The 15583-nt window shown below is 35.2% G+C and carries 15 protein-coding genes and 1 pseudogene; 7 read left to right on the top strand and 9 right to left on the bottom strand.

Features of this window, described 5'->3' with window-relative positions; all coding sequences use genetic code 11:
• Positions 1 to 102: 102 nt before the first annotated feature.
• The 3 genes from NSS74_RS08030 to NSS74_RS08020 form a co-directional block, all read right to left on the bottom strand.
• Entirely contained in the window at positions 103 to 861 is a 759-nt protein-coding gene (locus tag NSS74_RS08030; protein WP_002142456.1) for a DnaD domain-containing protein, read from the bottom strand.
• A gap of 339 nt (positions 862 to 1200) precedes the next feature.
• Complete coding sequence (locus NSS74_RS08025) at positions 1201 to 2982, bottom strand: S-layer homology domain-containing protein (protein WP_002142458.1); 1782 nt, start codon at positions 2980 to 2982, stop codon at positions 1201 to 1203.
• 456 nt (positions 2983 to 3438) lie between these two features.
• Complete coding sequence (locus NSS74_RS08020) at positions 3439 to 4020, bottom strand: TetR/AcrR family transcriptional regulator (RefSeq protein ID WP_002142459.1); 582 nt, start codon at positions 4018 to 4020, stop codon at positions 3439 to 3441.
• A 221-nt stretch (positions 4021 to 4241) separates the two neighbouring features.
• Between NSS74_RS08020 and NSS74_RS08015 the strand changes: the two genes are divergently transcribed.
• Together NSS74_RS08015 and NSS74_RS08010 are read left to right on the top strand one after the other, a co-directional pair.
• The gene (locus tag NSS74_RS08015; protein WP_340813363.1) at positions 4242 to 5474 is read left to right on the top strand and encodes an MFS transporter; all 1233 of its coding nucleotides are present in this window, start codon (positions 4242 to 4244) and stop codon (positions 5472 to 5474) included.
• Positions 5475 to 5484: 10 nt separating this feature from the next.
• Positions 5485 to 5664, top strand: a pseudogene (locus NSS74_RS08010) (DNA alkylation repair protein); the annotation flags it as partial.
• A gap of 103 nt (positions 5665 to 5767) precedes the next feature.
• Here the strand turns inward: NSS74_RS08010 and NSS74_RS08005 are convergent.
• A complete protein-coding gene (locus NSS74_RS08005) occupies positions 5768 to 6106 on the bottom strand; it encodes a DUF3895 domain-containing protein (RefSeq protein ID WP_002142461.1) in 339 nt (112 codons plus the stop codon).
• 610 nt (positions 6107 to 6716) lie between these two features.
• On the opposite strand from NSS74_RS08005, the gene NSS74_RS08000 reads away from it, so the two are divergent.
• Entirely contained in the window at positions 6717 to 7817 is a 1101-nt protein-coding gene (locus tag NSS74_RS08000; RefSeq protein WP_002142463.1) for an S-layer homology domain-containing protein, read from the top strand.
• Between the two features lie 132 nt (positions 7818 to 7949).
• Here NSS74_RS08000 and NSS74_RS07995 read toward each other — a convergent pair whose 3' ends face one another.
• The 5 genes from NSS74_RS07995 to phaZ all read right to left on the bottom strand — a co-directional run bounded on the left by NSS74_RS07995 (position 7950) and on the right by phaZ (position 11405).
• Positions 7950 to 8399 carry a VOC family protein gene (locus tag NSS74_RS07995; RefSeq protein WP_002142464.1) on the bottom strand — a complete coding sequence of 150 codons (450 nt, stop codon included), beginning with the start codon at positions 8397 to 8399 and terminating at the stop codon, positions 7950 to 7952.
• A gap of 309 nt (positions 8400 to 8708) precedes the next feature.
• Complete coding sequence (locus NSS74_RS07990) at positions 8709 to 8909, bottom strand: NETI motif-containing protein (RefSeq protein WP_000166305.1); 201 nt, start codon at positions 8907 to 8909, stop codon at positions 8709 to 8711.
• On the bottom strand, positions 8893 to 10089 hold the full coding sequence (locus tag NSS74_RS07985) for an MFS transporter (protein WP_002142467.1): 1197 nt from the start codon (positions 10087 to 10089) through the stop codon (positions 8893 to 8895). The genes NSS74_RS07990 and NSS74_RS07985 overlap by 17 nt, the downstream gene beginning before the upstream one ends.
• 113 nt (positions 10090 to 10202) lie before the next feature.
• On the bottom strand, positions 10203 to 10427 hold the full coding sequence (locus tag NSS74_RS07980) for a hypothetical protein (RefSeq protein WP_002142468.1): 225 nt from the start codon (positions 10425 to 10427) through the stop codon (positions 10203 to 10205).
• 60 nt (positions 10428 to 10487) lie between these two features.
• The gene (gene phaZ, locus NSS74_RS07975; protein WP_002013809.1) at positions 10488 to 11405 is read right to left on the bottom strand and encodes an intracellular short-chain-length polyhydroxyalkanoate depolymerase; all 918 of its coding nucleotides are present in this window, start codon (positions 11403 to 11405) and stop codon (positions 10488 to 10490) included.
• A gap of 174 nt (positions 11406 to 11579) precedes the next feature.
• On the opposite strand from phaZ, the gene NSS74_RS07970 reads away from it, so the two are divergent.
• The 4 genes from NSS74_RS07970 (at position 11580) to NSS74_RS07955 (ending at position 15104) form a co-directional block, all read left to right on the top strand.
• Positions 11580 to 11999 (top strand): MarR family winged helix-turn-helix transcriptional regulator, encoded by a 420-nt coding sequence (locus NSS74_RS07970; RefSeq protein ID WP_002033056.1) that lies wholly within the window; start codon positions 11580 to 11582, stop codon positions 11997 to 11999.
• Between the two features lie 15 nt (positions 12000 to 12014).
• A complete protein-coding gene (locus tag NSS74_RS07965) occupies positions 12015 to 13214 on the top strand; it encodes an MFS transporter (RefSeq protein WP_002128166.1) in 1200 nt (399 codons plus the stop codon).
• 99 nt (positions 13215 to 13313) lie between these two features.
• Positions 13314 to 14573: a serine hydrolase domain-containing protein gene (locus NSS74_RS07960; protein WP_002142470.1), complete on the top strand. Its 1260-nt coding sequence runs from the start codon at positions 13314 to 13316 to the stop codon at positions 14571 to 14573.
• Positions 14574 to 14732: 159 nt separating this feature from the next.
• Positions 14733 to 15104, top strand: a complete 372-nt coding sequence (locus tag NSS74_RS07955; protein WP_002033053.1) for a cupredoxin domain-containing protein — start codon at positions 14733 to 14735, stop codon at positions 15102 to 15104.
• Positions 15105 to 15583 lie beyond the last annotated feature (479 nt).

The following is a 15583-nucleotide window of genomic DNA, read 5'->3' as shown; positions in this document are numbered from 1 at the left end:
CCCCACATCTTTTTATCTATTATAAAAATACCCTTATTTAATTGTAGTATAGCATACAACCCACCACATACGAACGTATATTCTGTATTAAATTTATGTAAATTAAAAAACACTACTCAAAACACTTCTCCTTCTCTCTAAACTTCCCATTACACACTTCTCTTCACCATATTCGCTACACCAATTCCTCAAGATACCCTTTACATAAGCAAGTGTCCCCTTATTATTTTCAAACGCAATTTTAAGTGCCTCTAGTACTTTATCTCCTGAAACTCTTTGCATCCATTCCTTTAATTCCTTCGCGATATATGGAGATAGACTACTAATGTTTTGTTCGTAAAATTTATAAACTTCACTATGCGGAGTGGCATCCTCTACTCTTTCTACCTCTTCCTTCTCTTGAATAATTACTTGTTGTGAATTACTATCAATCTCTTCCTCTGGCATACCAAAATACTGAAGTAATAATGGAATCTTGCATTCTTCTTCAAGACATTTACGTAAAAATATATGTATGAACTCTTTATTTTTTACAGTCTTTAACTCACGTAACACACACTTCTCTACATTTGTATTTAAAATAGGGTTATAGTGTAGCCAATTTAGTATGTATAACTCTTTCGTTTCCGCATCGTATAAAATCTTTCCGTATTCAACAAATCTATTTAACAGCTTCTCAACAGTTTCCATACTGTAGCCTGTTTCCAGTTCTGCCACACGCTTCGGTAATACGTAAATTCCACATTGCTTCGTTTTCGTACCAGTTAACAAATATATGTAAAAATAACGCTCCTCTGGCGTTAAATCTAATATGAATTCATCTTGCCAAAAGTTCACCTGCACATTACGGTACACCGCCATCTATTTACCTCCTCCTTTTATTCATAAAAAGGCAGAATTCAATCCTTCAATATACATATAGGAATGAGGGCTTTGTTTTTTGCATTTGAATTCCAAATTTTTTTAACTACTACAACGCCGGTTTTATTTTTTCGCGCTTTTTTGTTCTTGTAGTTGTTTTTGTTTTGTTTTTTCTTTTCTTAGTGATTTATTACTTGGTAGGTGCTTATGAAGGGCTTGGAAGGGGCTTCATAGGGGCTAAAATAAAAAGGAGCTGTTCCAAATCCTCATTTTGGATAGCTCCTTTAAAATCCTTATCACTATTTTTTGCATTAGTACAAACTTCTACATACCATTCATTTATTTATGCATAGAGTCCAGCATCTTCACTAAAAAGGCAGCTGCCTCACCACGAGTTGTTGTATCTTTAGGATTAAACTCATTATTTCCAACGCCAGTAACTACCTGTAAGCTGTATAATCGTTGAACAGGCTGTTTGTATGTGATCAAATGTTTATCCCTAAATGGTAATGCGACTAATTCACCTGTAACACCTTTATACTGTAATGCGTTGTCAATCATGATCGATGCTTCTTCACGAGTGATTGGTGCATTCGGGTCAAAAATCCCCCCGCCACGACCGCTAATAATTCCTGCACTTGCACTACGTTTAATACCGCTATGAAGTGATGAATGCGCTTTGTTAATATCTACAAATGACTTATTTCCTTCTGGTAGTTGAAGAGCATTTGAGATTAATGTCGCAAACTCAGCTCTAGTTACCTTACGATAAGGAGCAAATACACCATTTCCTTCACCATGCATAATACCTAGACTCTTTAGTTTACGAATATGCCCTTCAAACCAGCCACCTGTAATATCATCTTTCGGCTTTTGTACTTCTTCTTTTGGTACATTGTAGTTAATTTTAATCCAACTTGGATTATAGAAAATCCACTCACCGTTACCTATTTTATACCAACCGTTTTTAACCGCTAATACTTTGTAACGGTCTCCGGTTGAAGCTTTACGAACAATATGATGTTCAAGACCTTCACCACTACGGACATTTATACCGTCCCCATTTACTACTAGCTCCATGCTAGGTTCAGCTGGATTATAATCATTTGGATCAAACAACTCATTTTTTTCTTGTAAAGGCGAGTCAATCTGTGCATTAACATTTGCATACCATTGAATACCTTGTACGAAGCCAGTCCAATTCCCACGAGAAATTAAAATATCAGGACAGTTTTTTCCGCTCCATTGTTGATGCCTATAAATGTGATCCGCGCTAATTCCTTCTTTATTCATTAAGTATCCTGCAAGTCGTTTTGCATTCTCTAACGCTTTATTATAATCTCCATCTTGGTTAACTGAAATTTCGATACCGATAGACTCTCTGTTTCCTGAACCATCACCATCTCCTGCATGCCAACCATTTTCATTTGTTGGTAAGTGCTGATAGATTTGTTTATCGTCTACTGTAAAATGCCATGAAGCAGTTCGGAATGTACCTTCCGTTGCTTGTTTATACAAGTATTTCGCATGGTTTTCAGCGTTAGCACCAGGGGCTGTGTTTGCAGTCTCATGGATTGTAATGTAACGTGCTTTCATCGGATTTGCAGGGCGAATATCAGGATTTCCTGCTGGAACAATCCACTCCACAAATTGAACACCTGCAAGTGTTCCATATTTCTTTGTAGTCATCGACGCATTATATTGAATAGCTCTTGGCTTTTCAACTGGCTTCATTTCGCGAGTAGAACCATCATTTCGACCGTCTACATGTTCAAATGCCTTTTCAATGTTTGAAATAGCTTCATCTTCCGCTACCTGACCTGTTTTAGCTTCTTTCATTTTATGTAACTCTTCTGTTTCATCATGCTTATGCTTATATTCTTCTAGAAGAATTTTCTCATTCTCTGATACTTCCGCTTCATTAATTTGCATGTGATCTGGAGTTTCTAGATTGAAGTCCGAATAACTTAAACCATTTATTCCATATTCTCCTTGAGCGATACTAAGTTGGTCAGTTTGAGATTTATTTATCTCTTCGGCTGATGCGGAAAAAGGTAGTCCTCCTAGAATTACTAAACTTGTTGATAGTGCGATTATTCGTTTTTTGATTATCTTATTCATTGCTGTAATCGATACCTACACAGTCTCTTCGTGTAAGTATCTCAACCTCCCTTTATCTTCTCATTCGTTTTAAATTACTATGAATCTACTATGTATTTAAATAGGATGTCTAATAAATACTTTCATTCTATCCCCCACAAACGAATCGTAGTTTCAAAAATATTTTCTACAAAATCCCTTAACAAACATTATTTTACAACCAATTACAAAGACCGTCAAAAACATTTACAACAATCAAAAGTTTATCTCATGATCCGATAGTTGCCGCCTACTTCTTTTCTCACTATTACTTTCACAGTATATTCGACTCTGAAGCTATTATAAAAAGTCGATTTCTTACCTCAATAAGGAATCGACTTTTTTAAAATCAAATTTAATTATTTTCCACTATAGTTTCCATCTTCTGATGAGCATCTCATTCAAAAAACGTATAATTGAAATACATTTTTGCAAAAGTTATTTTAATAACGATACTATTATACATACCGAATTATCTACAACTGAACGTTCTGGGCGAGATTTCATTAACACCGTTAATCCAATTAATGAAGTGACTAGCGTTTGTGCCAATGCTTTAGCATTCACATCACTTTGCAGTTCTCCAGACTGAATTCCTTTAGTAATTAATTCTTGAAATATAACTGAAAGATACATTTGATGTTCTCTAGTCAGCACTTCAAATTTTTCATTATGAGGGGCAATCTCAACCATTGTGTTAATACAAAAACAGCCTTTATTTGATTCTTTTTTATATTCCTCTTCCACCATATTTTCAAAAAATATACGAATGGCCTCTTTTACAGATTGTTCTTTTTGAAGTTTTGTTCGAATGCTAGCTGCGTGTAAATTCGTGTATCTCCGTAATGCAGCTTCAAATAGCCCTTCTTTATCACCAAATGCCGCATATAAACTCGGTCTTTGTATTTCCATTTTAGCAGTTAGATCACTTAATGAAGTAGCAGCGTATCCTTTCTCCCAAAAAAGTTGCATAGCAGCATCCAAAGCTTTTTCTTTATCAAATTCACGTAGTCGAGCCATTTAACCCCTCCTCTTTTTTCACCTGTTTTCTAAATTATAAATCACGTTTTTATGTACTAATCAGTATATTATATATCGTATTAAATTACAAATGATATGTCAAAAGAAACTGAATTTAATTTACAATTCACTTGACATAGTAACTTATCCCTGATTATATTTGACTTACGAAATAACATACCGTTCGGTACATTATTTTAATAACAAAAGGAGATGATATTATGGATACTAAAGAAAAAATGACAGCTGCTCTTACACAGAATAATGATCAGTTCCAATCACCTATCAATACAATCATGCCCCGCTATATAACTCTATTATTTTCAATAGCTTGCGGGATGGCTGTGGCGAATATATACTTCGCTCATCCTCTACTTGATTCTTTATCAAATGAGTTTAAGATCAACCATTCAACTATTGGTGTCGTTATTACGATTACTCAAGTTTGTTATGCACTCGGATTACTTTTATTAGTTCCACTTGGTGATTTGTTAAACCAAAAAAGACTTATCATTGTTCAAATGCTTTTATCCGTTTTCGCTTTAATTGTGGTCGGAGTCGCTCCTTCCAGTACCGTACTTTTTATAGGTATGGCCTTAGTCGGAATTCTTGCGACTGTTACGCAGACACTCGTCGCATACGCATCCATTTTAGCTAACCCAAAAGACCGTGGGCGAATAGTAGGTTTCGTCACGAGTGGTGTCGTAATAGGAATTCTACTTGCACGTACATTTGCCGGAACATTAACAGATTTAGCGGGATGGCGTTCCGTTTATCTCACCTCTGCTGTACTTATGCTCTTCGTAATTGGTTTGTTATATCGTAATTTACCTAGTCTTGAACATAAAAAAACAGCTATGACCTATCGTAAATTATTACGTTCTGTTCTCTTATTATTTGTAGAAGAAAGGATTTTACGTATTCGCGGAATATTAGCATTGCTTATTTTTACTTCATTCAGTATTTTATGGACTTCATTAGTTTTACCTCTAAGTGTTGCACCATATAATCTATCACATACAGCTATCGGAGCATTTGGTCTTGCTGGAGTTGCTGGTGCATTAGCTGCCACTAAAGCCGGACAACTTGCTGATCGCGGATTCGGAGAGAGAACTACTGGCATAGCCTTATCCTTATTATTACTTTCATGGCTCCTAATTAAATTAATGAACCATTCTCTATTCCTACTAGTTATCGGTGTTATCCTTTTAGATTTAGCTGTGCAAGCTGTACATGTCACCAATCAAAGTATGCTTTTCACAGTGCGTCCAGAAGCGAGAAGTCGCCTCACTGCCAGTTACATGATTTTTTATTCTATCGGCAGTGCAACAGGTGCAATTTTTTCCACAAACATTTATGCAAGCTACGGATGGAACGGAGTTTGTATATTAGGTGCATCCGTTAGTGCTTGTGCTCTTTTATTTTGGGCAATGACCTTACGGCGATCGTCATAAATAAAAGGGGAATAATTTTCTAAACACTGTGGGGATCTCATGTGCGCCACTACACGAAAAGGCAGTCGAGACTGCAAAAGAAGTTGGTATAGTTGAAGTAAAACGTGACAACAAAAAAGTAGTTTGCTAAATGCTTCAGAAAGAAATTGATCGAGGAAGACTTAGTTTCAAATGTAAATATGTAAGATGTTATATTATCAAAAAAGGTGCCAATCTAATCAAGATTGACACCTTTTTGATGAGAAAAATGAATGAACTCCCCTTGGAAATTATTCATTTCCCCCCTGTACACCTTATGCGTTAAAAACTTCTTCTTTCAATTTATAAACCCTATCTCTTTTCTCATCACTTTTGACAAAAATCAGCTTTCCTTCTTTAACAAAACCTTCTAATAGTAAGCATACTTGTCCATATGCTTTCGGCTTATTCGTAGTGAATCTTTCATCGGGTATTTTACCAGCTCGTATTAATTGTTCACATAGCTCAAGTGCACTTATTTCTTCAGAATTAAATAATCCCAATATATCTTGTTGCAATGGCGATAAAGGTACTGGTATCTCAGCTACCTCCACCTTTTCTTTTTTGTTTTCTTTTTCTTCTTCAAATAAATCTTCAAATGAAATTTGATTCATTACTTCTTTTCCTTTCTAACGATTGATTTGTATAACATGAACTGAATCCTATAAAGAGTAGTTATTGTTATGTAGTACTTACCTTATTACATAAATGTCAAACTCATGTACATCGTTTCATATAGTATGGTTTGATTATACCAAATATACGTTCTATTTTCTATCGTAGATTGAAAATAGAACGTTTTACTGCCAGCTGGTCATCCGAGTGTGCCACTTACCATATCAAGACGACAATTAAGATGGCTTCTTGATGGATTTTCTTTTCAACAAAAACAAGGTCATCAAGTTGTACATGCGAGAACCTTTCTATAAAAATCCTATATGAAAAAGGAATTTCGATGATTTTGTTGAATGGATTTATAAAAATGAATTAAATAAAAAATAACTTCAAAATCAACTTTTATTTCACGTTCTGGAGTTACTTTACGTTTCACTGTATTTACCATTTTTAAATAGAGATCAATATTTATCATCTAGATATTATGGTTAAATCTCACGCAGATTATTAAAATAAGTATCCACACCCTAGAAATTTATAGTAAATAATCATTATTTAGATGTGTAATAAAGTTATTCAATAAATTTAAAATAAACCGGAGGTTCACAAATGGGTAAAAAAACAAGCAAAGCTAAATTTTTTTTGGGATTAGTAATAACCGCAGCACTAGCAACTACAACGATAGTAGGCACAGTAAATGCAGAGACAACTACGAAAACAAACTTTAATGAAAATAGCTATAAAATAGTTAGCAATAATAACACTGTATTTACAGATGTACCAAAGGACCACTGGTCAAAAGATGCTATCGATTACTTAGCGTCAGCAGGGATTTATAAGGGATATGGAAATGGAAAATTTGGTTTTGGGGATAATGTTACTAGAGGACAGATAGCTTCTTTAGTCAATCGACATTTAGGTTTAATAGCAGACGATGAACAGGGGCGTATGTTTAATGATATTACAAATCATATGTTTGAAAAGGATATCACAGCCATTGCACAAGCTGGAATTATGACAGGTGATGGAACAGGTGCATTTCGTCCAGATGACGCATTAAATCGGTATGAGATGGCAGTAGTATTGCAAAAGGCATTTCAATTAAACTCAAAAGGACAAGAGAACTTTAAAGATGTACCAAAAGGTCATTGGGCCTATGAATCTGTAAATGCAGTGCGTAGTAACCGTATAGCACAAGGTGACGAGTCTGGTAATTTTAATGGCAACATGCTTGTGAAACGTGAGCAGTATGCACAATTTTTCTATAATGCAATAGCAAAAAACAGAGATTATAATTTCAACATCAATTCAAAAGAAGAATTGAAACAAATGTTAACAACCGCTTTACAGAATGGGACGTTTGGTCCATTTACATTAAATACATTGCGTAAAGATATATCTGAAGTAAAAAAAGAATTTGGAGTACCTGATGTTTTGAAGCAAGCACCTTGTACAGAATGTGATGCACCTACTACAGCAGTATACGGAGATTATTATATTGATATGTACCCTTCGGACGCAAGATATATATGGGTGAAAATGGGTATCCCTATCCACGAATTAAAAGAATGGTTTGGTGAGCCCGATTTAATCGGAGAGGATATGACTAGTGAAGGCTTTATATATAAACGAGGAAGCTATTCTCTTTATTTCAGCTTCTCTGATGGTTATATTCAACGCGCTGAAATATCTAAAACTGAAGATCGTTAATACGTTACAAGCCATATAAAGCATAAAAAAATCCTTCAAGAAGACCCTTATTCTTGAGGGATTTTATTTTGTTCCTATCTATTTTGCATAATATAAATCTATTAAACTCCCACTGATTAAACTTTATTTCTCTTAGTGCTCCGCATCCCATTCACTTAAATACGTTGCATATTCTAATTCATCTGGGTCATCATATAACATAGAAATAAACTCTAATTTATTTCCATCACAATCTAGAAAATATACGCTTGCAGCTGGCATCCACCTTTGGACAATCGGTTCTCGATTTCCTTTCCCTTGACTCCCTACTACCTCTATTCCACGCTTCTCTAACCATAATTTTGAAGCATTTAAAAACTCTAAATCTACACGAAAAGCGAAGTGTTTCGTCTCAAATTCTTCATTTATATGTACTTCCCATAATCCGAGCATTTGCTCTTTACTTTCTCCTACCCAAAAGAACGCAATTCGTCTTTTCGATAGTCTTTTTGCTAATGCTAAACCTAACTTATTTTGATAGAAATCTATTGCCTTTTCTAAATTTCTGACATGTAAATGAGTTTCATATATGCTTTGTATCATTATATATTTTTCCCTCCTTTCTAATTTTTTTAAAATATGTTTTGTTTTTATCATACAAATTAATATATTTTTAAACATCCTACTTTTGTATAATTGTTCTTTCCTTCAAATGTATAGGTGTCCAGCTCTATAACTGATGTCCCAATCCTAAAATTCAATACATTAAGCATCCTGAAATTTACATTTTCATGTAGTTAGTTTCTCTCTATACTACCTTCACTAACAAAGATCTCTAGCTAAGCCTTTCATTGTTCAGTAAAAAAACAAGCCATCCAACTCAAATGAATTGGATGGCTATTTGTTATGAGATTACTTCAATTTCCCCTCAAAAACAATCTTTCTACCGCATGGTTCAACTTCTGTTTTGCCGTTTTTCTTCACTTCATGAAAGATTGGTTCTTCCATGCGACGAGACGGTGCATATCCTTCTTGTTCCATACGCGCTAAGCAGTCTGTAATTGTTTCGTTTTCGAGTACTTCAAATTTCTTTTTATTAGGTTGTTTTGTCATGCCCTAACCTACTTTCTATTTTTCTTGATGCGAATTGATTCTTCATGTAGACCATATATACCATTGCGAGAATTCCCATTATAATCATAACCGCAATAAAAAAGCTTGTATACTGTATTTTTTCTATAAATACGCCTCCTAATACAGGTCCCATAATACTTCCTATACTAAAGGCGATTCCGGATAATATATTACCCGCTGGTAGTAAGTGTCTCGGTAATAAATCTGTCATAAATCCAAGCCCTAGTGAGAAGCACGAGCCAATGACCATACCTGCTATAAGCATACATGCAAAGACGATCCAGTAATATTGATCAAATACTGCTGCAAGTAGGAAAATGCCCGTACTTACACTGAACGTCCACGTTAAAATACGGTCTCTCCCGTATTTATCACTTAATATACCGAGCGGGATTTGTGTAATAATGCCCCCAACTGCGAATGCTGGTAATAAGAAGGAAACTTCCGATACAGACCATCCTTTGCGAAGTGCGTATACTGGTAAGTTACTATTTAACATCGCTTCAAGTACGCCGTATGCGAGCGGACCAATTAGCGCAATCCAAGCTAATCCAACGACTTGTTTATAACGAGAAAAGGATGATTTACTTTCAGTTTTTGCCTCATCTTGTGCTGGAAATGCATTTTTCGTTGGTAGTAGTAAAAGCCATCCTATTAAGCAAAGTATAGTAGATACGATAAATGGTGTTGCAAGACCGTACTGAACAGTGCTTGCTAAATACGGGCCAACTGCGAAACCAATTCCGAAGAATACACCGTATATCGATACTTGTCTACCTATTTTACTCGGGTCTGATGTTGTCGTAATCCATGTTTGTGTTCCGACATGAAGCATATGATCTCCGACTCCAACTAGAAATCTAAGAACGAACCATACCCAAAATGAAAAAGTTTGTGTAAAAAAGAATAATGAAATAATAACGAGAAACCCACCAATAACGATAATTGGCTTCATTCCAAACTTTTGCATCGGTTTTTCAAGAAACGGTGAAATAACTAATATCCCAATATATAATGCCGTCGCATGAATACCGTTAATACTTGAACTAACCCCTTCTTGTTCAAAAATCATTGCAATGGTCGGTAAAAGCATCCCTTGTGACAAACCTGAGATTGCTACAATTCCAACCATAATCCAAAAAGTAAAACGCATCGACATCCCTTTCCCTCTCCTTCTCACGCTTTCCACTTTTCATTATAAACTGTTTCTTCAAATGCGTGTACGAATATTCATAATAAAAAAGAAGCTAAAAGAATGAACCTTTTAGCTTCTTATCCTTCCCATACTTGCGCTTTCACATTGTAATGAAAATGCTTAAAATATGGATTTTCATAAAATGAAGGCCCAAATAAAATCGGATGTGTATGGACCATTGATTGCTGCACTTGCAAAGGAACTACAGCTGGTGAAACTTGCATATACATCGGATTTATAATCATTTTTATATATTGATGATCATTATATGGAGAATGATATATTAAAATTGGATTATGCATTGACTCTCTCCCCTTATACATACAAATGCTATAGTATATGCAAGTTTTATATTTCGGGAATTATTTATTGTCTAACCAATCCTCTACATGTTTTATAAATACATCTAAACAATCTATAAACGGTGAGTGTCCGCAATCTTCTAATATCTTCAACTCTGCATTTGGCAAATGTTTTGCTAATTCCTCACCGACTACTTGCGGTACGACGTAATCTCTGTCACCTTGTATGACGAGTGTTGGAGCTTTAATATGATGAATTTGCTTATTTCCCTCTACAACCCCATTATGTTCATCCGAAATATTAAATGTAATGAGCGCATAATTCACATCTACGAAATTACGTTGCGTTAACATATCATCTAAATACTTTTCATAACGATCCGGTTCAGGTTGATTATGTGTATATATTAATAGATTCCATACTGTACGGTAATATAATTTATTCATATTTTTTATCGCATCTAGCACTGGAGCAATTTGTACGGGATCTTGCGCGATTTCTTCTTTCGTCTTTACTAAACTTGATACGATCGGTTGCCCGTTAATATCTTTTTTAAAAATTGGATATCCCTTCATTCCCACTGATTCTACTAAAATCAACTTTTCGACAAATGTTGGATGATTCGCTGTAAATTGCATCGCAACACCACCGCCCATTGACCAGCCCATTAATGAAAATTTTTCTAGTTTTAATTGATCGATAAATAGTTTTACATCTCTTGCAAAGTCTTGTAAAGAATCTATCGATTGATTATATGTTGATTGGCCAAATCCTCTTAAATCAAGAGCGTAAATATGGTATTGATCTTGCAACTTTTCAATAACTAAATCCCAGTGTTGTGACGATGTCATGTTCCCGTGAATGAGTACAAGAATTTCTGTATTTTGCCTTCCAACTTCCTGATACGCAATCGTTTCTCCGTTCGATAGTGAAACAAACTCCATTGTTGCAGGCTTAATCATCACAAGTTCCCCCATTCTATTTAATAGAAAGAAAATTCTTTACTTAATTAAAGAATACCATGTAGAATGTACGTTCTCAATACAAAATCTATACGAAATTTCCACATAAAACAACATGTCTATTACTAGACAAGTAAAATAAAAAGGTATATAGTTAGCTAGGTAACTAATTTGAAAGGATCAAAATACATGGACGAAAAACAACATTTTTTCCACATTGTCAGTCAAACTTCTCGTAAGTTTACGAAGAAATTTAATGAACGTGTATCTCCAACAGGATTATTTAGTGCGCAATGGGCTGTTATTTTCCGCATTAATCAAACTGGATCTTGTACCCAAACAGAATTATGTCAATATTTAAATGTTGAATCACCAACGATGACTCGTACGTTAACACGTATGGAAACGATGGGCTGGATTATTCGTACTGAAGGAAAAGATCGCCGTGAAAAGTTGATTTCATTATCTGATACTGCACTAAAAATGATTCCAGTATGGCAAGAAGAAGTTGATTCCTTTGAAGAAAAGACGCTAGAAGGTATTAAAGAAGAAGACTTACATGAAGCTTTTCAATTGTTACAACAAATTATCAAAAATTTAGATCATTAATATGGAGGGATGACGATGCAAAGTGAAAAACTTTGGACGAAGGATTTCCTCGGAACTTGTTTTAGTAGTCTGTTTCTCTTTTTAACATTTTACATGCTTATGACTACTCTGCCTGTCTATGTTATAGACAGCCTAAAAGGAAAACCTGAGGAAATTGGTTTAGTTGCAACTGTTTTTCTTATTTCATCTGTTTTATGTAGACCATTCACAGGAAAATGGCTCGATGATTTAGGAAGAAAGAAAATATTATTTATTTCACTTTCACTATTTTTAGCCGCTACCGTTATGTATTTCGGTACGCAAAGTTTATTTTTATTACTTGCCCTTCGCTTCTTACATGGTATTGGATTCGGAATGGCAACAACAGCAACTGGAACAATTGTAACTGATGTAGCACCAGCTCATAGACGCGGCGAAGCACTTGCTTATTACGGCGTATTTATGAGTCTACCGATGGTAATTGGTCCTTTTTTAGGTTTAACAATTATTTCTCATTTTTCATTTACTGTACTATTTATCGTTTGTTCAGTATTTTCATTACTCGCATTTTTATTAGGATTACTAGTCAATATTCCGCATGAAGCACCAGTAAACAAACAAAAACGAGAAAAAATGAAATGGAAAGACTTAATTGAACCATCTTCTATTCCAATCGCTCTAACAGGATTTGTTTTAGCCTTTTCTTATAGTGGCATTTTATCCTTTATTCCTATTTATGCGAAAGAACTCGGTTTAAGCGAAATTGCAAGTTACTTCTTTATTTTATACGCACTTGTTGTGGTCATTTCTCGTCCATTTACAGGGAAAATATTTGATCGTTTCGGTGAAAATGTACTTATCTATCCCGCTATTATTATTTTCACAATTGGGATGTTCATTTTAAGCCAAGCGCAAACTTCATTTTGGTTCCTTGGCGCAGGTATGTTAATCGGTTTAGGATACGGAACATTAATTCCAAGTTTCCAAACGATTGCAATTTCTGCCGCTCCAAACCATCGACGTGGTTCTGCGACAGCTACTTACTACTCGTTCTTTGATAGTGGCATTGGCTTCGGTTCTTTCATTTTAGGTATAGTCGCTGCCAAATCAAGTTATCATAATATGTATTTTATCGCAGCTATTATCGTTGCGTTCACTTTACTTCTATATTATGGATTACACGGACGAAAACAAAAATTCAAGAAACAAAGTACAGACGGACAAATATCTGCTTAACGTTCATAAGGAAAGTAAACTTACCCGTTTACTTTCCTTATTTTGTATTTATTTTAAGACGAGCGTATACTTATAATAGAAACTAAAGGAGGTACCTATATGAATGTAAAGAAATCTCCCCTGCTATTACTGTTACTAGTATTACTATTCGTAGTTACAGGGCTTGGGTTTACTTTTTTTAAAAATAATAAAACGACCCCCACTAAAGCAAATGTCACAAAAGAAAACTGGTTGGACGATCCTTACTTACGCTGGTCGTATACACATATGAAAGAATTCACTTTAATAAATGAAGTAAAAAACATCCCTGACCAAGTTGCTCCCTTCCCTACCGCGTTACAAAACTTAGACGATTTTGCTGTGGAGCGTAGATTTGGAAATACGACTCCTCTAAAAAAACTTTTAGACGAAAACAAAACAGATGCTTTTGTCGTTGTACATAATGGTCAACTTGTTTATGAACGATATTTCAATGGATATAACGAGAGTGAACCTCATGGAATGGCATCATTAGCAAAGGTGTTTACTGGTGCAATCATACAATCTCTCGCTGAAGAAAATCTTATTGATGTAGAGAAAACAGCTGACACTTACATAAAAGAATTAAAAAATACACCGTTTGGAAAAGCAACACTTCAGCAATTACTGGACATGCAAGTTTCTGCTGAATACCCTACTCACGGATATATGCAGCTAGGACTAGAAAATCAAGATGCACAACTATATTTAGCTAGTAATATTTTACCCCGAGGTAAAAATTACGAGGGGCCTATGAAAATTTATGATATGTTACTAGAAGCAGAAGAAACTGCACCACCTGGTTCAGCTTTTTCTTACAATAACGGATCAACTGAAACACTCGCTTGGATTATCCGAACGATTACAGGGAAATCGTTAGCTGAAAATGTAAGCGAACGAATTTGGTCTCAAATTGGTATGGAAGAAAACGCGTATTACGTTACAGATGAAACGAAAGTAGAACAAGCAAGCGCTGGCTTAAATGCAACTGCTAGAGATATGGCGAGGTTCGGACAATTACTATTAAATAATGGTCAATATAGCGGAAAACAAATCGTCCCTTCTTCTATTACAGAAAGTGTGAAAAATGTACAAGAAGGTGAGCTCGCAATTGGTCATGGTGCTTCCATTTCTTATCATAATCAATGGTGGATTCCGCACAATGAACAAGGTGCTTTCGAAGTGTTAGGCAGTTACGGACAAACTCTTTACATTGATCCGAAAGCAAGTATGGTAATCGTCCACTTCTCTTCTAACGCTGCGCCTAGTAATGAAATCCATTCGGTTTATTCCGATATGTATATTGATATTGCACATCATTTGGAGAAGCTTCCACAGTAGTGGAGGCTTTTTTTATTTACCCAAATCCTATTCCAGTTAGTACTTGGTTAGTAGGAGTTGCCGAAAGAATTACTATTTAAGCCACGCCTAAACCCCATTTATATTGATAATATTTTAGTAATTTGAAAACACTAGTGCTTAGGAAAGGAGGGATTACGAATGTCTGTGAAAAAGCTATTAACTGGATTAATCATTTCACTTGCGATGATTGTAGTTATGACTACTTTAGGTTCGCTCCGTGTATTTGCCGAATCCGACGTTGTGAGACAGCCTATTGAGGTTGAATTGAATGATGATTACTTTAATCCGAGTATCATCACTGTTCCGGTTGGGAAAACGACGACGTTACTATTGAAAAACAAAGGAAATAGAGATCACACCTTTACGGTGAAAAAGCTCGGAATTGACGCCGAAGTCCCGTCAGGAAAAGAAATAACAATTACCGTAAAACCTGAAACTCCCGGTACATATGAACTAATATGTCGGTTCCACTACTTGAAAGGAATGGATGGAAAAGTAATAGTCAAATAACAAGCGGTACCGGCCCTTACTTTTTTATAAAGTGAAACTTAAATTCGCGGGGGTGTCCCTCCCCCGCAGATTATGAGCTCTCAATAATCAGTTTTTTACTGGTAGCATAAAATCGTTACGCTGTCGTAGCGTACGAAATTTGTGTTTTGTTGGTGCTACCCCATCGCTATCAAGTTAAGAAACACATTCTTCCCCAAAATGATAAAAATGAACTTCGGTGCTATAAAAAACACAAAATTTCCATTTAAAGAGTACTTTAAAGTCTTAGCTTGATGGCAATGGAGTATTAAAATAGATTAATTTGATGGGCATGTACACAGACCCCAATTATAGTAGGGGCCCCGCCAACCAATTGACATAAAACCCACGCTAAGCAAATTGGCTTTAGTTTGTATTAATTTAAAGAGATTCTATGATTTTATAGTAAGTGGACTACCAGCACTTTTTAAAAAAATCATACTAAACACATTTTGATAAAA

It is taken from the genome of Bacillus sp. FSL E2-8868, assembly GCF_038005505.1.
Taxonomy (GTDB): Bacteria; Bacillota; Bacilli; order Bacillales; family Bacillaceae_G; genus Bacillus_A; species Bacillus_A mycoides.
This window is presented reverse-complemented; position numbering and strand designations above follow the sequence as displayed.

Excerpts from the sequence above, each read along its gene's own strand:
- NSS74_RS08030 (WP_002142456.1), bottom strand. The coding sequence starts at position 861 with ATGGCGGTGTACCGTAATGTGCAGGTGAACTTTTGGCAAGATGAATTC.
- NSS74_RS08025 (WP_002142458.1), bottom strand. The coding sequence starts at position 2,982 with ATGAATAAGATAATCAAAAAACGAATAATCGCACTATCAACAAGTTTA.
- NSS74_RS08020 (WP_002142459.1), bottom strand. The coding sequence starts at position 4,020 with ATGGCTCGACTACGTGAATTTGATAAAGAAAAAGCTTTGGATGCTGCT.
- NSS74_RS08015 (WP_340813363.1), top strand. The coding sequence starts at position 4,242 with ATGGATACTAAAGAAAAAATGACAGCTGCTCTTACACAGAATAATGAT.
- NSS74_RS08005 (WP_002142461.1), bottom strand. The coding sequence starts at position 6,106 with ATGAATCAAATTTCATTTGAAGATTTATTTGAAGAAGAAAAAGAAAAC.
- NSS74_RS08000 (WP_002142463.1), top strand. The coding sequence starts at position 6,717 with ATGGGTAAAAAAACAAGCAAAGCTAAATTTTTTTTGGGATTAGTAATA.
- NSS74_RS07995 (WP_002142464.1), bottom strand. The coding sequence starts at position 8,399 with ATGATACAAAGCATATATGAAACTCATTTACATGTCAGAAATTTAGAA.
- NSS74_RS07990 (WP_000166305.1), bottom strand. The coding sequence starts at position 8,909 with ATGACAAAACAACCTAATAAAAAGAAATTTGAAGTACTCGAAAACGAA.
- NSS74_RS07985 (WP_002142467.1), bottom strand. The coding sequence starts at position 10,089 with ATGTCGATGCGTTTTACTTTTTGGATTATGGTTGGAATTGTAGCAATC.
- NSS74_RS07980 (WP_002142468.1), bottom strand. The coding sequence starts at position 10,427 with ATGCATAATCCAATTTTAATATATCATTCTCCATATAATGATCATCAA.
- phaZ (WP_002013809.1), bottom strand. The coding sequence starts at position 11,405 with ATGGGGGAACTTGTGATGATTAAGCCTGCAACAATGGAGTTTGTTTCA.
- NSS74_RS07970 (WP_002033056.1), top strand. The coding sequence starts at position 11,580 with ATGGACGAAAAACAACATTTTTTCCACATTGTCAGTCAAACTTCTCGT.
- NSS74_RS07965 (WP_002128166.1), top strand. The coding sequence starts at position 12,015 with ATGCAAAGTGAAAAACTTTGGACGAAGGATTTCCTCGGAACTTGTTTT.
- NSS74_RS07960 (WP_002142470.1), top strand. The coding sequence starts at position 13,314 with ATGAATGTAAAGAAATCTCCCCTGCTATTACTGTTACTAGTATTACTA.
- NSS74_RS07955 (WP_002033053.1), top strand. The coding sequence starts at position 14,733 with ATGTCTGTGAAAAAGCTATTAACTGGATTAATCATTTCACTTGCGATG.